We start from the raw sequence: 15326 nt of genomic DNA on the forward strand, positions 1-15326 counted from the left end.
GCGCGAGCAGAGCCGCCGCTCCGGGGCGCGCCGGCCCGCTCGGCGATGCCCCCGGCGCTGGCTGCGCTCCCTGACGGCGAGGAGAAGAACGGTGAGCGATATGCCTCAGCGGCATATCTATGTCTCTGCGGCATATCGCTCTCAAGTGATTCCCCGGTCGTGCGGGCCCCGCCGGGCGTCAGATCAGCCGGAGCTGGCGGTCCTTGGGGCGACGGGCCTCCGGTTCGCCGAACCGCTCGAACAGGCCGGGGTCGATCACGTCGAGGAACGGCGACGGCCGGCATTCACGTTCCGCGCCGTGCCGGGTGCGCCGCGCGGCGTGGCTGACGTACAACCGGTCCTGGGCCCGGGTGAGCCCGACGAAGAAGAGCCGGCGCTCCTCGGCCACCGCGTCGTCGTCCGGCTCCGACCCGGGCCAGCGCAGCGGCAGCAGCCCGTCCTCGGCCCCCACCAGGAACACGACCGGGAACTCCAGGCCCTTCGCGGCGTGCAGGGTGAGCAGGGTGACCGCCTCGGCGCGCGGGTCGAGGGCGTCCACCTCCGCGCCGGTGGCCAACTGGGACAGGAACAGCTCCAGGTCGTCGCCGCAGCGCCGGGCCAGCGGGGTGAGCAGGTCCACCGCCAACCGGACATCCTCGGGGCGTGCCGAGCCGGAACCGTCGAGGGTCGGCACGGCGAACCGCTCCGCCAGCACCTGCCCGGCCAGCCGGACGCGGGCGGCCAGCGAACCGTCCAGCCCGGCGTGCCGCAGCTCGCGGGCGATGGCCGTCACCCCGGGACGGTCCCGGAGCCGGTCGTGCGAGCGCTTCTGCACCGGGATGTTCGCCCGGGCCAGGGCGTCCACGATCGGGGCCGCCTGGGAGTCGGTCCGGTAGAGCACCGCGATGTCGGAGAACGACAAAGAGGTCGACCGGCCGTCGATCCGGCCCGAGTCCAGCGACCGGTGGGAGAGACCGCCGACCAGGTCGTCGATCGTGCGTACCAGGAAGTCCGCCTCGTCCGCGACGGAGGCCGCGGCGTAGCGGCCCACCAGCGGCGCCTCCGGGTCGAGCCGGGCCGGGTCGAGGCGGCGGCCGCGCACGAGCGAAGACGGCGCGATGGCCTGCACCGCGGCGGCCAGAATCGGTGCTGATGAACGGTAGTTGCGGTTCAGCCGGACCAGCCGGGCGTCGGTGAAGTCCTGGGAGAAGCGCAGGAAGTAGCCGACGTCCGCGCCCCGGAACGAGTAGATCGCCTGGTCCGGGTCGCCGATCGCGCAGAGGTTGCCGTCGGTGGGGGAGAGCAGCCGCAGCAGCTCGTACTGGACCGCGTCGACGTCCTGGTACTCGTCGACGAAGATCCACTTCCAGCGCTCGCGGTACTCGCGGACCAGCTTCCGGTCGCCACTGAGCAGCGCCACCGGCAGGGTGAGCAGCTCGTCCAGGTCGACCAGGTCCCGCTTGCGCAGCAACCCGGTGTACGCCTCCGGGTCGTCGCCGGCCTCGGCCCGGGCCGCCGCCCGGTCGGCGTCGTCGGCGATGCGGAAGTCCGCCGGCAGGCCGGCGGCCTCGGCGTTCTCCCGCAGCATGGTGAGCCCCAGCGAGTGGAAGGTGCCGACGGTGACGTCCTCGGCCACCGGGCCGAGCAACCCGTCGAGGCGGTGCCGCAGCTCCTCGGCCGCCCGCCGGGTGAAGGTGATCGCCAGGCACTGCTCCGGGAAGACGTTGAGTTCCGCGCAGAGGTACGCGATCCGGTGGGTGAGCGTCCGGGTCTTGCCGGTGCCCGGGCCGGCCACGATCAACAGCGGGCCGCCCGGCGCGGAGGCTGCCACCCGCTGCATCGCGTCGAGCCGGTCCAGCAGGCCGGTGCCAACCTCCTCCATACCGGCGAGCATCGGCTCGAACGGCTCGTGCGGGGAGGGCAACGGCGCGATCGGTGGCGGAGGCGGCGGCGTGACCTTCCGCTTCGGCTCGGCCTTCGCCGCCGCGGGGCGCTTGGCCCGGGGCTTCGGCGCCGGCTCCGCGGGCTTGCGCTGCGCGGGCACGGGTACGGGTACGTCGAAGAGCGTGTCCTGCGCGCCCGTCCCGCCCGAGGCGCCCAGCTCGGCCGGGTCGAAGAGGGTGATCACGCCGTACTCGCCGTCGTAGCCGGGAACCCGGCGCACCTCGCCCCGGCGGAGCCGGCCGATCCCCTCGGCGAGCAGCTCCCCGCCGACCCGGCCGATCTCGTCCAGCGGGGCGCCGGTCAGGATTTCCAGCTCCGGGCCGAGCGCGGCGATCAGCTCGTTGAGCTTTCCCTCGACCTTCTTCGACCGGGCGCCCACCTTGTTGATCTCGCCGAGGATCTCGGCGAGCGGGACCAGGTGGGTGACCTCCCGGGCGTGGGCCGGCCGGTGTCCCTCGGGCCGGTCCGCCAGCTCCTCGACCCGGCTGAGCACGCCCACGGTCAGCGGCTTGCCGCACTCCGGGCACCGTCCAGCGGCCTCCCGGGTCCGCTCCGGGGACCAGTTCACCCCGCACAGCCGGTGGCCGTCGGCGTGGTACTTGCCCTCCTCCGGAAAGAACTCGATCGTGCCGGCCAGACCGTCCCCGGTGCGCAGCGCCTCCCGGATGGCGAAGTAGTCGCGGACCGAGGCGAAGACGGTGGCCTCGCGGGCCAGGGCGGGCGGTGAGTGCGCGTCCGAGTTGGAGACCAACTGGTAGCGGTCCAGGCTGCCGACCCGCCAGTTCATCTCGGGATCGGAGGAGAGCCCGGTCTCCACCGCGAAGACGTGCTCGGCCAAGTCGGCGTAGCAGTCGGCGATGGCGTCGAAGCCGGACTTCGAGCCCAGCGCCGAGAACCAGGGCGTCCAGATGTGCGCCGGCACCAGGTAGCCGTCCGGGCTGGCCTCGAGGGTGATCTCCAGCAGGTCGCGGGAGTCCAGGCCGAGGATCGGCCGGCCGTCCGAGCCGAGGTTGCCGATCCGCCCGAGCGCGGTGTTGAACCGGGCCACCGCGTCCAGGTCCGGCAGGTAGATCAGGTGGTGCACCTTACGGGTCCGGTCGTCCCGCTTGTAGATGGTGGAGATTTCCACGCTGAGCATGAACCGGACCGGATCCGCCTCCGCCGCGTCGGCCAGCCGGGGTGGCAGGCGGCGGGCGATGTCCCGCTCCGCCTCGGGGCTGAGCCGGTACAGGCCGGGCTCGGCCGGGTGCAGCGTCTCCCGCAGGTGGTCGTACCAGGCGGGGTGGGTGAAGTCCCCGGTGCCGAGCACGCCGATGCCCTTGCGTCGGGCCCACCAGCCCAGGTTCGGCAGGGTCAGGTCGCGGCTGCACGCGCGCGAGTACTTCGAGTGGATGTGCAGATCCGCGACGAACGGCGGGAGGCCACCGGGGGGTGCGGCGCTGAACGGAGGCACGCCGCATCCTGTCACGTCCGGTCCACTGCCCGGCCGCCGCCACGCGTACGCGTGACCTGAGCAATCCGCCGCTGGACTGCGGGGCCCCGGCGCGCTATGGGGCGCGCAGCTCGACCAGGGTCACCTGCGGCGGTGCGCCGACCCGGACCGGCGGGCCCCAGAAGCCGGCGCCGTTGGTCACGTAGACCTTGGTGCCGTCCACCTCGCCGAGACCGGAGACCACCGGCTGCTGGAGCGGGACGAGCAGGTTGAACGGCGCCATCTGGCCGCCGTGGGTGTGCCCGGAGAGCTGCAGGTCGACGCCGAACTTCGCCGCCTCGTGCGCGGCCACCGGCTGATGGGCCAGCAGCACCACCGGGCGGCCCGGGTTCCGGTCGGCCAGGGCGGTGGCGTAGTCGGCCGGGGCGGCCAGCCCGGTGCCCGCAGCGGTGACGTCGTTCACCCCGGCCAGGTCCAGCACGCCGCCCCGGGTATTGATCTCCTGACGCTCGTTCTGGAGCACGCGTACGCCGAGCCGGTCCACCTCGCGGACCCACTCCTCGACACCCGAGTAGTACTCGTGGTTGCCGGTGACGAAGAAGCTGCCGTGCCGGGAGCGCAGGTCGCGCAGCGGTTCGGCGGCCTCGCCCAGCTCGGCCACCGAGCCGTCGACCAGGTCGCCGACGATCGCCACGAGGTCGGCGTCCAATCGGTTGATCATCGCGACGATCCGCTCGGTGTGCGACCGGCCGCTCAGCGGCCCGAGGTGGATGTCCGACACCGTGGCGATCCGCAGGCCGTCCATGCTGCGCGGCAGCTTCGCCAGCGGGATGCGGACCCGGTCCAGCTGCGGTGGGCCCAGCGCGGTGCGCACCCCGTACCCGGTGATGCCGGAGGCGGTGAGCCCGGCGAAGATCGCGGCCCCGCGGGCGAGCAGCAGGCGACGGGACGGGTCGTGGTCCGGCTGACCGGCCGCCGCGGCGGCCGGCGGGTCGACCGGGTGTCCGGTCGGGTCGTCGGCGGAGGTGCCGACGGCCAGCGGGTCGCCGGCGCCGACCAGGGCCGGCTCCGGCGCCGCCGCGGTGGGCTCGGCGACCGCCGCCCGGCGCCGCAGTGCCAGCTTGGCCACCGCCACCGGCACTTCCAGCACCAGCAGCACGACCAGCAGGTAGAACATCAGGCCGATCCAGAGGAAGCCCGGCCAGGCCAGGAAGCGGATGTCCGCGCGGTTCGTGCCCATCGTCGCTGGCACCAGCAGCCCCAGCAGCAGTACGACGCTGCCGCCGATCTTCCGCCAGCGGCCCGGGACGGTGGTACTGAGGACCAGTCGCTTCCAGAGGTAGAGGTGGATCAGGACGATGACGAGCAGGGCGAAGCCGATGAACGTCACCAGCGCCACAATGAGCCTCCCTCAGCCACCCGCGAACGGCGGCAGCACATCGACGGTCACCCCGCCCGGCAGCGGAAATCGACGATCGTGGCAGGCCACGCCGTCAACCAGGAAACTCGCCGCCTTCAGCACGACGGCCAGCCGCTCACCGTGCCGGGTGGTCAGCTCTTCGACGAGCTCGTCCAGCGACCGGCCGGCGGCCACGGTCTCCTCGGACCGTCCGGCGGCGGCCCGCGCCCCGGCGAAGTAGCGCACGGTGAGCTGCACCGGTCAGCCCCCGATCGCGGACATCGGGCGGGCGGGTTGCAGGAAGGCCGGGTCGTCGATGCCGTGCCCGGCCCGCTTGCCCCACATCGCCGTACGCCACCGGCGGGCCAGCTCGGCGTCGTCCGCCCCGGCGCGCAGCGCGCCGCGCAGGTCGGACTCCTCGGTCGCGAAGAGGCACGCCCGGACCTGCCCGTCGGCGGTGAGCCGGGTGCGGTCGCAGTCGCCGCAGAACGGCCGGGTCACGCTGCCGATCACCCCGACCCGGTCCGGGCCGCCGTTGACCAGCCAGGTCTCGGCGGGCGCCGCGCCCCGCTCGGCCGGGTCGGGCGTCAGCGCGAACTCCCGGCCCAGCGCCGCCAGGATCTCGTCGGCGGTGACCATCGCCGTCCGGTCCCAGCCGTGCTGGGCGTCCAGCGGCATCTGCTCGATGAACCGCAGCTCGTAGCCGTGGGCCAGGGCGAACCGGAGCAGCGCCGGTGCCTCGTCGTCGTTGACCCCGCGCATCAGCACCGCGTTCACCTTAACCGGGGTCAGCCCGGCCGCAGCCGCGCCGGACAGCCCGGCGAGCACGTCGGCGAGCCGGTCCCGCCGGGTCAGCTCGGTGAAACGGGCCCGGTCCAGGGTGTCCAGCGAGACGTTCACCCGGTCCAGCCCGGCGGCGCGCAGGGTGGCGGCGAGCCGTTCCAGCCCGAGACCGTTGGTGGTCAGCGAGATCCGCGGGCGCGGCTCCAGGGCGGCCACCGCCGACACGATGCCGACCAGCCCGGGCCGGATCAGCGGCTCCCCGCCCGTGAAACGCACCTCGGTGACGCCGAGCCGCTGCACCGCGATCCGGACCAGCCGGACGATCTCGTCGTCGCCGAGCAGCTGCGGTCCGGCCAACCAGGGCAGCCCTTCGGCCGGCATGCAGTAGGTGCAACGCAGATTGCACTTGTCGGTCAACGAGACCCGCAGGTCCCGGGCGACGCGGCCGTACCGGTCGACGAGGACCCCGTCGGTTGTCGTGGGGGCGGCGGTCACCTGTCGACCGTAGCGCGTCCGGCGCCCCGCAGCGCGGCCCGGGCAGCGGTTCCCACCGCGTCCCGGTACGCCGCGCCGAACAGCGCGGTGTGCACCAGCAGCAGCTGGAGCTGGTGCAGTGGCACCCGCTCCCGCCAGCCGTCGGCCAGCGGCCACGCCTCCCGGTAGGCGGCCATCATCCGGTCCAGGTGCGGTGGGCCACCGAAGAGGGCCAGCTGGGCGAGGTCGGTCTCCCGGTGGCCGCCGTGTGCCGCCGGGTCGATCAGCCAGATCCGGTCGTCCGCGCCCCAGAGCAGGTTGCCCGGCCAGAGGTCGCCGTGCACCCGCGCCGGTGGCTCGTCACCACCGAACTCGCCGAGCCGGTCGATCAGCTCCTCCACCGGACGGACCTCCGCGGCGGTGAGCGCGCCGCCGTCCACCGACATCCGCAGGTACGGCAGGAGCCGGCGCCGTGCGAACCAGTCCGACCACGGGCCCGGGTCCGGCGTGTTGTCCTGCGGCAGCGCGCCGATGAAGCCGGCCCAGTCCGCGCCGAACGCGGGGGCCCCGGCGCGGTGCAGCCCGGCCAGCTCACGCCCGAACCGATCGGCCGCCTCCGGGCTCGGTTCGCCCGGCTCGACCCAGTCCAGCGCCAGCAGCTCCGGCAGCGCCACCAGGACTTCCGGCACGGCGACGGGGCCCGCCTCGCGCAGCCACCGCAGCCCGGCCGCCTCGGCGGCGAAGAAGCCCTCGGGCACCGGCCGCCCGGCCCGCTCCGGCCAGCTTTTGGCGAAGACCGAGTGCCCGTCGTCGAGAGTGAGCCGGGAGGTGGCGCAGATGTCACCGCCGGAGACCGGCGTCTCCCGGATCCGCTGGTGGGTCAGGAAGGTCGGCAGGTGCTCCGGGTGTGCCCGCAGGTACGCCAGGTCCATGAGCGCAAGGTAGCGGGTCGGACCGACGCCCGGGGGCGGTGCGGCGTCCTCCGCCCGTACCGATCGGCGTTCACCTGCGGCGATACTCTCCGTATCTGTGGACAACCCGTGTGTCGTCCACAGGGTCTGTCGGGGTGGGCCAGGGTCGCCGCACGCTCCCGGCATGACTCCCACCGACCAGCCCCGGCTCGCCGTCCGCTCGCCCGCCGACCTGATCGCCGCCGTGCCGTACCTGCTCGGCTTCCACCCCGCCGACAGTGTGGTCGTGGTGGCGATGCGCGGCCGCCGGGTCGTCTTCGCCGCCCGGGGCGACCTGCCCGGACCGGGTGCCGACCCGCAGCCGGCCGCCCGACACCTGGCCGAGGTGGTCGCCCGGCAGGGTACCGAGTCCGCCACCGTGATCGGGTACGGTCCGGCCACCCGGGTGACCAGCGCGGTCGACGCGGTCGGCGAGGCGTTGGACGGGGCCGGGCTGCTCGTCCTCGACGCGCTCCGGGTCAGCGACGGGCGCTGGTGGTCCTACCTGTGCACCGAGCCGGAGTGCTGCCCGCCCGACGGCACCCCGTACGACCCGGGGGCCAGCCGGGTCAGCGCGGCGGCCGTCTTCGCCGGTCAGGTCGCCCTGCCCGACCGGGCCGCGCTGACCGCCCAGGTGTCCGCGCTCGACGGTCCGGTCCGGGTGGCCATGCGCCGGGCCACCGTCCGGGCCCGCGGTCGCCTGGCGGCCCTGACGCCGGAGGCGACCGGAACCGGGACGGCCGGCAGCCGGTCCGTGCGGTCCGCCGGAGTGGCGGCCGTCCGCACCGCGTTCCGCCGGCACCGGCGCGGCCAGCGGCTGACCGACGACGAGGCGGCCTGGCTGACCGTGCTCCTCGGCCAACTTTCGGTACGCGACCACGCCTGGGAGCGGACGGACGGGCGGGACGCCGACATCAGCCTCTGGACCGACGTGCTGCGGCGGGCCGAGCCGGAGCTGATCGCCGCCCCCGGCAGCCTGCTCGCCTTCGCGTCCTGGCGGGCGGGGTACGGCGCCCTGGCCGCGGTGGCCCTGGAACGGGTGCTCGCCGCCCACCCCGACTACTCGCTCGCGGTGCTCCTGGACGACCTGCTCCGTCGCGGGCTGCCCCCGTCCGAGCTGGACGGCTGGCCGGAGGTCGGCGGCGCGGCGGTGCTGCGGCGTCGGCGTCGCCGGCCGGGCCGTTGAGCGAGCCGCAGACGCCGCGCCGGTGCGCCGCTCGCCTCCCCTCGCCGGACGCCGGCCAGCATCGCACCAGTCGGCCCGCATCCGGCAGGCGAGGAACGCGGCGCGTCCGTGCTTCGGGACGCGCCCACAGCGGACGGTGGGCCCCGCCGCAGCCACCGTCGGTCAGCCGACGCGGGACGTCCCCGTGTAGACGTTCATCGTCCGGTCGCGCAGGAAGCCGACCAGGGTCATCCCGGCCTCCTCGGCCAGCTCGACGGCGAGGGTGCTGGGCGCGGAGACTGCCGCCAGCAGCGGCACCCCGGCCATCCACGCCTTCTGGGTCAGCTCGAAGCTGGCTCGTCCGGAGACCAGCAGCACGTGCCCGGCCAACGGCAGCCGGCGCTCCCGCACCGCCCAGCCGACCACCTTGTCCACCGCGTTGTGCCGGCCGACGTCCTCGCGCAGCACCAGCAGTTCGCCGTCGGCGGAGAAGAGCCCGGCCGCGTGCAGGCCGCCGGTGCGGTCGAAGGCGCGCTGCGCGGCGCGCAGCCGGTCGGGCAGCGCGACCAGCAGCTCGGCGGGTACGCGCAGCGGGTCGTCGGCGACCGCGAAGCGCGACCGGGTCCGCACCGAGTCGATGCTCGCTTTGCCGCACACCCCGCACGAGCTGGTCGTGTAGAAGTTGCGGGCCGGGTCGGTGACCGGCTCGGGCACGCCGGGGGCGAGCACCACGTCGACCACGTTGTAGGTGTTCGGCGTCTCCGCCCCGGCACAGAGCTGGGCGGTGTGCACGTCGTCGGCGGACCGGATCAGCCCCTCGGTGAGCAGGAAGCCGATCGCCAGGTCCAGGTCGTCGCCGGGGGTGCGCATGGTCACCGCGAGCGGCTTCCGCCGGCCGGGGCCGGCCGCGCCGACCCGGATCTCCAGTGGTTCCTCCACCGCCAGGGTGTCCTGCCGTCGTACCCGGGCCCGCCCGTCGACCGCCGCGTCGAGGTCGATCCGGAGCACGCCACGCCGGTCAGTCGCCCGTCCCATCCCGCCATCCTGCCCCGCCGGGCCGCCCACCCGCACAGCGACGCCCGGGCTCCGTGGGCGACGCGCCGGGCCGACCGCCCGGGCCGACCGCCCAGGTCCCGCCGAGATCCGGGCGACAGAGGGCCGCCCGATCTTGGCGGAGCGGGGTGCCGTCGGGCTGGGAGATCGGGTCGCCGCGCCACGACCACCCGTCCTCTCCCGACGGCGGGGGCAGGGGCATCGAGTCCGGGAGGGTACGGCGCGGGGGCCGGGGCGGTTACCGTGGCCCGATGACGACCTACGCGGCGGTGGTGCTCTCGGGTGGCGCGGCCCGCCGAATGGGCGGGGTCGACAAGCCGGCGCGTCCGGTCGGTGGCCGTCCGATGCTGCACCGGGTGCTGGCGGCGGTCGCCGACGCCGAGCCGCGGATCGTGGTCGGCCCGGTCGGCCCGGTCCCCGCGGACGTCCGAACGACCCGGGAGGAGCCGCCCGGCGGGGGCCCGGTCGCCGCCACCGCCGCGGGGCTGGCCCTGCTCGACCCCGGTACGACCACCGTCGCCCTGCTCGCCGCCGACCTGCCCCTGCTCACTCCTTCAGCGGTGGCCGACCTGCGCCGGGCGCTCGCCGGGTCGACGGCTGACGGCGCCTGCTACGTCGACGGCGACGGTCGGCGGCAGCAGCTGTGCGGGGTGTGGCGCGTCGCGGTGCTGCGGGCCGCGGTCGACCGGCTGGCCGCCGAGCGGGGTGGCACGGTCGACGGGGCCCCGGTGCGCGCGCTGCTGGCCGGGATGGTCGTCCGGGAGGTGAGCTGGTCCGGCTCCGGGCCGCCGCCCTGGTTCGACTGCGACACTGACGAGGACGTACGCCGGGCCGAGGAGTGGACGCGATGACGGTGATGGACGACTGGGTCACGGCGGCCTGCGCCGAGCTGGGGCTGGATCCGGCCGAGGTGGCGGTGCCGGTCGTGCTCGACCTGGCCAGGGACGTGGCCCACCAGGTGCTGCGTCCGGGCGCGCCGGTCACGGCGTACCTCCTCGGGGTGGCCGTGGGGCGGGGAGCGGACCCCACCGCGGCGGCCGCGCGGCTCAGCGAGCTGGCCGGCTCCTGGCCGGTCGAGCTGGACGGCACCGCCCCCGCCGAGTAGGCCGTTCCGTCGGTTCCGCGACCCGCTGTCCGATCCCGGTCCGCCATGATTCGACCTCCACCGGCCGTGGGTAGGGTGGCCCTGACGGACGGAGGCGATCATGACGGCAGACCACCCCTCGCCGGCCGACGAGCCCGCCGGTGACGGCACGCCGGAGCAGTACGAGCCGATCCTGCTGGACGAGCCCACCACGGCCGATCTCCGGGCCAAGGTGACCGAGGCCTGGCGGGAGCTCGCCCGGGCGCTGGCCGAGCGGCTGCGCGCCCTGCCCAGCGGCGCGCACCTGGAGCTGACCCTCGACCCGACCGCCTCCGGGACCGGCGACGCCGTCTACTCGATCAGCGTGGACGTCGGCGACGACGGCCAGCTGTCGGCGCGGGCGGTCGGCAACGCCACGCTGCCGCCGGGCTACCGGCTGGACCGCGCCGCGGTCGCGGACATGATCGCGCTCGGCTGGTCCCCGCCCGGTGTGGTCGAGGGTTCGGGCGAGCAGTTCGGCCTGGACTGCCCGGTCAACGAGGCGACCCGGCTGGCGGCGGTGCTCTCCCGGACGCTGCGCGACGTGTACGGCGCCCCGCACCCCGCCTTCCTGGTCTATCTGGTGCACGACGCGGACGGGAAGGCGTTGCCGGTGGAGCCGCTCGGCACGGCCCGCAGCGAGTTCGGCCCGGACCGTGACGTGGAGACCGACCTCGACGAGGCGCTGGCCGCCGCGGCCACCGCGCAGGCCGTCGAGAACGACTTGCTGGCCCTCGAGGAGCGGGTCCGTACGGTCGTCTCGACCATGCTCAAGTCGAAGTCCGACCAGTTGCAGGTCGACTCCGACGGCGACATCAACATCCGGGCCGGGTCGGCGATGGTCTTCGTCCGGGTACGCGACAACCCGCCCCTGGTCGACGTCTTCTCCCCGGTGCTCACCGAGGTCGAGCCGACCGAGCGTCTCTACGTGAAGCTCTCCGAGCTGACCAACCGGATGCCCATCGGCCGTCTCTACTGCGCCGACGACACCGTGTGGGCCTCCGTCCCGGTCTTCGGCCGCAACTTCCAGGCCACCCACCTGATGCTCGCGGTGCAGGTGATGACTGGCCTGGCCGACGAGTTGGACGACCGCCTGCACGGCGAGTTCGGCGGCAAGCGCTTCTTCGGCGAGGGTGACAAGCCCGCCCGCAGCCACCCCGAACACCGCACCGGCATGTACCTCTGACCCGACCCCCACCCCCCACCCCTCGGCCACGAGGGCGCTGATTCACGGAATGAGTGGCCATCGGACGCGGCATGGCCACTCATTCCGTGAATTAGCGCGGATTTTGGGGTGGGCGCGGGCGGGGGTTAGGGGAGGTCCAGGAGGGTTTTGCCTACGGTGGCGCGGGACTGCATGGCGGCGTGCGCGTCGGCGGCCCGTTCCAGGGGGAAGCGCTGCCCGATCAGCGGGCGGAGCCGCCCGGCCGCGCCCTCGGCCAGTGCCTGCTCGGTGAGCGCGCGCAGCTCGTGCGGCGGGGCGCTCGGGCGGAGCAGGGTCACCTTCCGCGCGGCGGCCACCTCCGCGGGCAGGTCCGCCCAGGTGCCGCCGGCCAGCCCGAAGCTGAGCATCCGGCCACCCGGGTCGAGCAGGTCGAACGCGGCCCGGGCGATCGGCCCGCCCACCCCGTCGAAGACCACGTCGAGCCCGCCGGTCGCGGCGTGTACCCGGTCGGGCCAGTCCGGCTGCCGGTAGTCGATCACCACGTCGAGGCCGCGTCCGCGCAGCAGGGCCACCTTGCGCGGCCCGCCGGCGGCGGCGACGACCCGGGCACCGGCCGCCGTGACGAGCTGGGTCAGCAGGCTGCCGACCCCGCCGGCCGCCGCCTCCACGAGGACCCGCTCGCCGGCCCGCAGCCCGGCCGCCCGGACCAGCATGAGGGCGGTGCGACCGTCGGCGAGCAGCGCGACGGCCTGGTCCAGCGGCAACCCGTCCGGCACCGGAAGGGGCGCGTCGTGCGCCACCGCCACGCGCTCGGCGTACCCGCCGGTGCCGCCGGTGGAGCTGACCACCCGTCGGCCGACCAGTGCCGGGTCGACGCCGGGCCCGACCTCGGCGATGGTGCCGCCCACGCCGTTGCCGGGGATCAACGGCAGTTCCCGGGCGAACGGGCCGAACCCGGTCGCCCGGAACATGGTCTCGACGAAGGTCAGGTTGGCGTGCGCCACCTCGATCAGCACCTGTCCCGCGCCGGGTACCGGGTCCGGCGCCGGTCCCGGGACGAGCACCTCCGGACCGCCGAACTCCCGCAGCCACACCGCCCGCACGTCGTGTCCTCCTGCCCGGGACCGTCCCGGTGGGGTCCCGGCGTCCAGTGGACGACCTGAAGCGGGCTTGAGGTCAAGGCGCGGACGGGCCGACGCCGGGGGACTCGACGAGCCGGGACAGCACGATGGTGCTCCGGGACGAGGTGACGAAGGATTCGGCCCGCAGTCGCTCCAGCGCCTCCTCCAGGTGGGCGATGTCGGCGGCCCGCAGGTGCACCAGCGCGTCCGCCTCCCCGGAGACCGTGTACGCGCCGACCACCTCGGGGTGCCGGCGCGCGGCCGCCCCGATCTGCGCCGGGGTGGTCCGGCCGGCGCAGAACAGCTCGACGAACGCCTCGGTGGTCCAGCCGACGGCGGCCGGGTCGACGACCGCGGTGAAGCCCCGGATGACCCCGGCGGATCGGAGTCGGTCGACCCGTCGCTTGACCGCGGGGGCGGAGAGTGACACCCGGGTGCCGATGTCCGCGTACGAGGCGCGGGCATCTGCCACGAGCAACGCAATGATTCGCTGGTCGACCGCGTCTATCTGCAACGTTCCGCCTCTGGGAAGCAATGGTTGTGGCTGTTACCAAAGTTGTACCGTACCTACTCTTGGTGACCGTGAACCAGCAGCGAGTCCCGCGAAAGCGGACATATCTCATGTGCTCGCCCGAGCACTTCGCGGTCGAGTACGCGATCAACCCGTGGATGGACGTGACCGCGCCGGTCGACGCGGAGCTGGCGGTCAAGCAGTGGGACCGCCTGCGGGAGACGCTGGTCGGCCTCGGCCATGAGGTGCACCTGCTCACGCCGGAACGCGGGCTGCCGGACATGGTCTTCGCGGCCAACGGCGCCTTCGTGGTGGACGGCACGGTCTACGGCGCCCAGTTCAAGCACGAGCAGCGGGCTGCCGAGGCCGCCGCGCACCGGGCGTTCTACGAGGAGCACGGCTGGCGGTTCATCGCGCCGAGCGATACCAACGAGGGCGAGGGCGACTTCGTGTACCTGCCGGACGCGCACGGTGGGCTGATCCTCGCCGGCCACGGCTTCCGCACCGAGCTGGCCGCGCACGCCGAGGCGCAGGAGGCGCTCGGCCGGCCGGTGGTCTCGCTGCGCCTGGTCGACCCGCGCTTCTACCACCTGGACGTGGCGCTCGCCTCGATCGACGACGAGAACGTCGTCTACTACCCGGGTGCCTTCTCCGCGGCCAGCCAGAAGGTCCTCGCCCAGCTCTTCCCGGACGCGGTGCTCGCCGACGACGAGGACGCGCTGGCCTTCGGCCTGAACCTGGTCAGCGACGGCCGGAACGTGGTGCTGAACAGCGAGGCGACCCGACTGGCCGGCAAGCTCAAGATGGCGGGCTACAGCCCGGTCCCGGTCGAGCTGGCCGAGCTGAAGAAGGGTGGCGGCAGCGTGAAGTGCTGCATCGCCGAGCTGCGCCACTGACGCGGGCGCCCCGCGCCGGACCCGGAACGGGCGGCCTCCCCGTAGGGAGGTCGCCCGTTCGGCGTACGGGCGGGCTCAGCCCAGGGTGGCCAGCTCGTTGACGACGACGTTGGACAGCAGTCGGCCGTCGAGCATGACCCGGCGCAGGTACCACTTCTGCTGCGGGGTACGCGGCTGGTTGAACTGCCAGGCGCCGCGCGGGCTGTCGATCTGGCCGATCTTGCCGAGCGCCAGGTTGACCGCCTGCGGCGTCGGGTTCCCACCGACCAGCCGGATCGCCTTGTCCAGCACCTGGGCGGCGTCGTACGAGGCCATCGCGTAGGTGGTTGGGGAGACGCTGTACGTCTTCCGGTACGCCGAGGCGAACACCCGGTTCGCGTTGTTGTTCAGGTCGGGCGAGTAGTTCAGCGCGGTCTCGATGCCGTGCTTGAGGATGCGTGCCCGCTGCACGCCCTGCTCCCCGTCGTCGAGCTGGCTCAACACGGTGCCCTCGGTGAGGAAGCCGGGGGCGTAGAGCTTGCCCTGGTAGCCCTCGTCGTAGAGCTGCTTGATGAACTGCACCGCGGCGGTGCCGGAGTAGTTGCAGAAGATCGCGTCGGGGTGCTTGGCGAGTGCCCTGCGGATCGGCCGGGAGAACGCCCCCTTGCCGGGGTTGGGCTCGTCGCTGGTCAGGATCGGGTCCCCGGCGAGGCGGTGGCCGTCCTGCTCGTAGCCCCGGCGGAAGCCGTCGATGACGTCCCGGCTGCCCGGACCCTCGGGGGCGAAGATCGCGATGCCCCCGGGGACGCCGGTCTGCCGGAGGTAGACGCCGAGCGCCTCGCCGGGCTCGTCCAGGACGTACGAGGTGCGCCAGATGTAGACGACGCTCTGCAGGCTGGTCGGCGACGCGTTGGATCCGATCAGCGGCACCCGGGCCTGCTCCACGGTGTCCCGGATGCCGGACATCACCGTGGGGCTGGCCACGCCGGTGAGGGCGAGGACACCCTCCTTGACCAACCGGTCCACGGCGGCCTGGCCGCTCTTGGCGCTGTCGCCCTCCTCGGCCGGGACCAGGGTCGCCGGGTGGCCGCCGAGCTGCTGGTCGTTGAGGCTGAGGAAGAGCTGGAAGCCGTTGGTGATCTCGTCACCGATGGCCTTGTTCGGGCCGCTGCTCGGCACGATGAGCCCGATCTTCACCGGGCTGCCCGGGGTCGCCGTGCCCTCGCCGTCGGTGTCGGAGCCGCAGCCCGCCGCCAGCCCGGAGGTACCCAGTGCGGCCAGCAGCTGAAGTGCCCGCCTGCGGTTCATCTGTGACACCGATTCCTTCCCGTAAGGGCTGCCAGGGTGCACGC

The 15326-nt window shown here is 74.1% G+C and carries 14 protein-coding genes; 5 read left to right on the forward strand and 9 right to left on the reverse strand.

The window, feature by feature from the left end; genetic code table 11:
* Positions 1 to 178 precede the first annotated feature (178 nt).
* The 5 genes from ACL02O_RS00585 to ACL02O_RS00605 all read right to left on the reverse strand — a co-directional run bounded on the left by ACL02O_RS00585 (position 179) and on the right by ACL02O_RS00605 (position 6943).
* Complete coding sequence (locus tag ACL02O_RS00585) at positions 179 to 3376, reverse strand: UvrD-helicase domain-containing protein (RefSeq protein WP_412815927.1); 3198 nt, start codon at positions 3374 to 3376, stop codon at positions 179 to 181.
* Between the two features lie 94 nt (positions 3377 to 3470).
* Positions 3471 to 4757, reverse strand: coding sequence for a metallophosphoesterase (locus ACL02O_RS00590; RefSeq protein WP_412815983.1), 1287 nt, complete (start codon positions 4755 to 4757; stop codon positions 3471 to 3473).
* Between the two features lie 9 nt (positions 4758 to 4766).
* Positions 4767 to 5012 (reverse strand): MoaD/ThiS family protein, encoded by a 246-nt coding sequence (locus ACL02O_RS00595; RefSeq protein ID WP_412815928.1) that lies wholly within the window; start codon positions 5010 to 5012, stop codon positions 4767 to 4769.
* Between the two features lie 3 nt (positions 5013 to 5015).
* Positions 5016 to 6032, reverse strand: a complete 1017-nt coding sequence (moaA, locus tag ACL02O_RS00600; RefSeq protein WP_412815929.1) for a GTP 3',8-cyclase MoaA — start codon at positions 6030 to 6032, stop codon at positions 5016 to 5018.
* The gene (locus ACL02O_RS00605) at positions 6029 to 6943 is read right to left on the reverse strand and encodes a fructosamine kinase family protein (RefSeq protein ID WP_412815930.1); all 915 of its coding nucleotides are present in this window, start codon (positions 6941 to 6943) and stop codon (positions 6029 to 6031) included. Before ACL02O_RS00605 ends, moaA begins: the two co-directional genes overlap by 4 nt.
* Positions 6944 to 7106: 163 nt before the next feature.
* On the opposite strand from ACL02O_RS00605, the gene ACL02O_RS00610 reads away from it, so the two are divergent.
* Positions 7107 to 8147, forward strand: a complete 1041-nt coding sequence (locus tag ACL02O_RS00610; protein ID WP_412815931.1) for a DUF4192 domain-containing protein — start codon at positions 7107 to 7109, stop codon at positions 8145 to 8147.
* A 162-nt stretch (positions 8148 to 8309) separates the two neighbouring features.
* Here the strand turns inward: ACL02O_RS00610 and fdhD are convergent, their stop codons facing one another.
* Positions 8310 to 9161: a formate dehydrogenase accessory sulfurtransferase FdhD gene (fdhD, locus tag ACL02O_RS00615; protein WP_412815932.1), complete on the reverse strand. Its 852-nt coding sequence runs from the start codon at positions 9159 to 9161 to the stop codon at positions 8310 to 8312.
* Positions 9162 to 9430: 269 nt separating this feature from the next.
* On the opposite strand from fdhD, the gene mobA reads away from it, so the two are divergent.
* From mobA to ACL02O_RS00630, 3 genes are all read left to right on the forward strand, one after another.
* A complete protein-coding gene (gene mobA, locus ACL02O_RS00620) occupies positions 9431 to 10030 on the forward strand; it encodes a molybdenum cofactor guanylyltransferase (RefSeq protein WP_412815933.1) in 600 nt (199 codons plus the stop codon).
* On the forward strand, positions 10027 to 10284 hold the full coding sequence (locus tag ACL02O_RS00625) for a DUF6457 domain-containing protein (RefSeq protein WP_412815934.1): 258 nt from the start codon (positions 10027 to 10029) through the stop codon (positions 10282 to 10284). Before mobA ends, ACL02O_RS00625 begins: the two co-directional genes overlap by 4 nt.
* 100 nt (positions 10285 to 10384) lie before the next feature.
* On the forward strand, positions 10385 to 11488 hold the full coding sequence (locus tag ACL02O_RS00630) for a T3SS (YopN, CesT) and YbjN peptide-binding chaperone 1 (protein ID WP_412815935.1): 1104 nt from the start codon (positions 10385 to 10387) through the stop codon (positions 11486 to 11488).
* Positions 11489 to 11613: 125 nt separating this feature from the next.
* Here ACL02O_RS00630 and ACL02O_RS00635 read toward each other — a convergent pair whose 3' ends face one another.
* Both ACL02O_RS00635 and ACL02O_RS00640 read right to left on the reverse strand, forming a co-directional pair.
* Positions 11614 to 12570 (reverse strand): zinc-binding dehydrogenase, encoded by a 957-nt coding sequence (locus ACL02O_RS00635; protein WP_412815936.1) that lies wholly within the window; start codon positions 12568 to 12570, stop codon positions 11614 to 11616.
* A gap of 73 nt (positions 12571 to 12643) precedes the next feature.
* Positions 12644 to 13102 (reverse strand): Lrp/AsnC family transcriptional regulator, encoded by a 459-nt coding sequence (locus ACL02O_RS00640; protein WP_302770476.1) that lies wholly within the window; start codon positions 13100 to 13102, stop codon positions 12644 to 12646.
* 59 nt (positions 13103 to 13161) lie between these two features.
* Here ACL02O_RS00640 and ddaH point away from each other — a divergent pair, with 59 nt between their 5' ends.
* Positions 13162 to 13995 (forward strand): dimethylargininase, encoded by an 834-nt coding sequence (gene ddaH, locus ACL02O_RS00645; protein WP_412815937.1) that lies wholly within the window; start codon positions 13162 to 13164, stop codon positions 13993 to 13995.
* A 75-nt stretch (positions 13996 to 14070) separates the two neighbouring features.
* On the opposite strand, the gene ACL02O_RS00650 is transcribed toward ddaH, so the two are convergent.
* The gene (locus ACL02O_RS00650) at positions 14071 to 15291 is read right to left on the reverse strand and encodes an ABC transporter substrate-binding protein (protein ID WP_412815938.1); all 1221 of its coding nucleotides are present in this window, start codon (positions 15289 to 15291) and stop codon (positions 14071 to 14073) included.
* Positions 15292 to 15326: the final 35 nt, after the last annotated feature.

This window comes from Micromonospora mangrovicola (assembly GCF_047200535.1).
Classification (GTDB): domain Bacteria; phylum Actinomycetota; class Actinomycetes; order Mycobacteriales; family Micromonosporaceae; genus Micromonospora.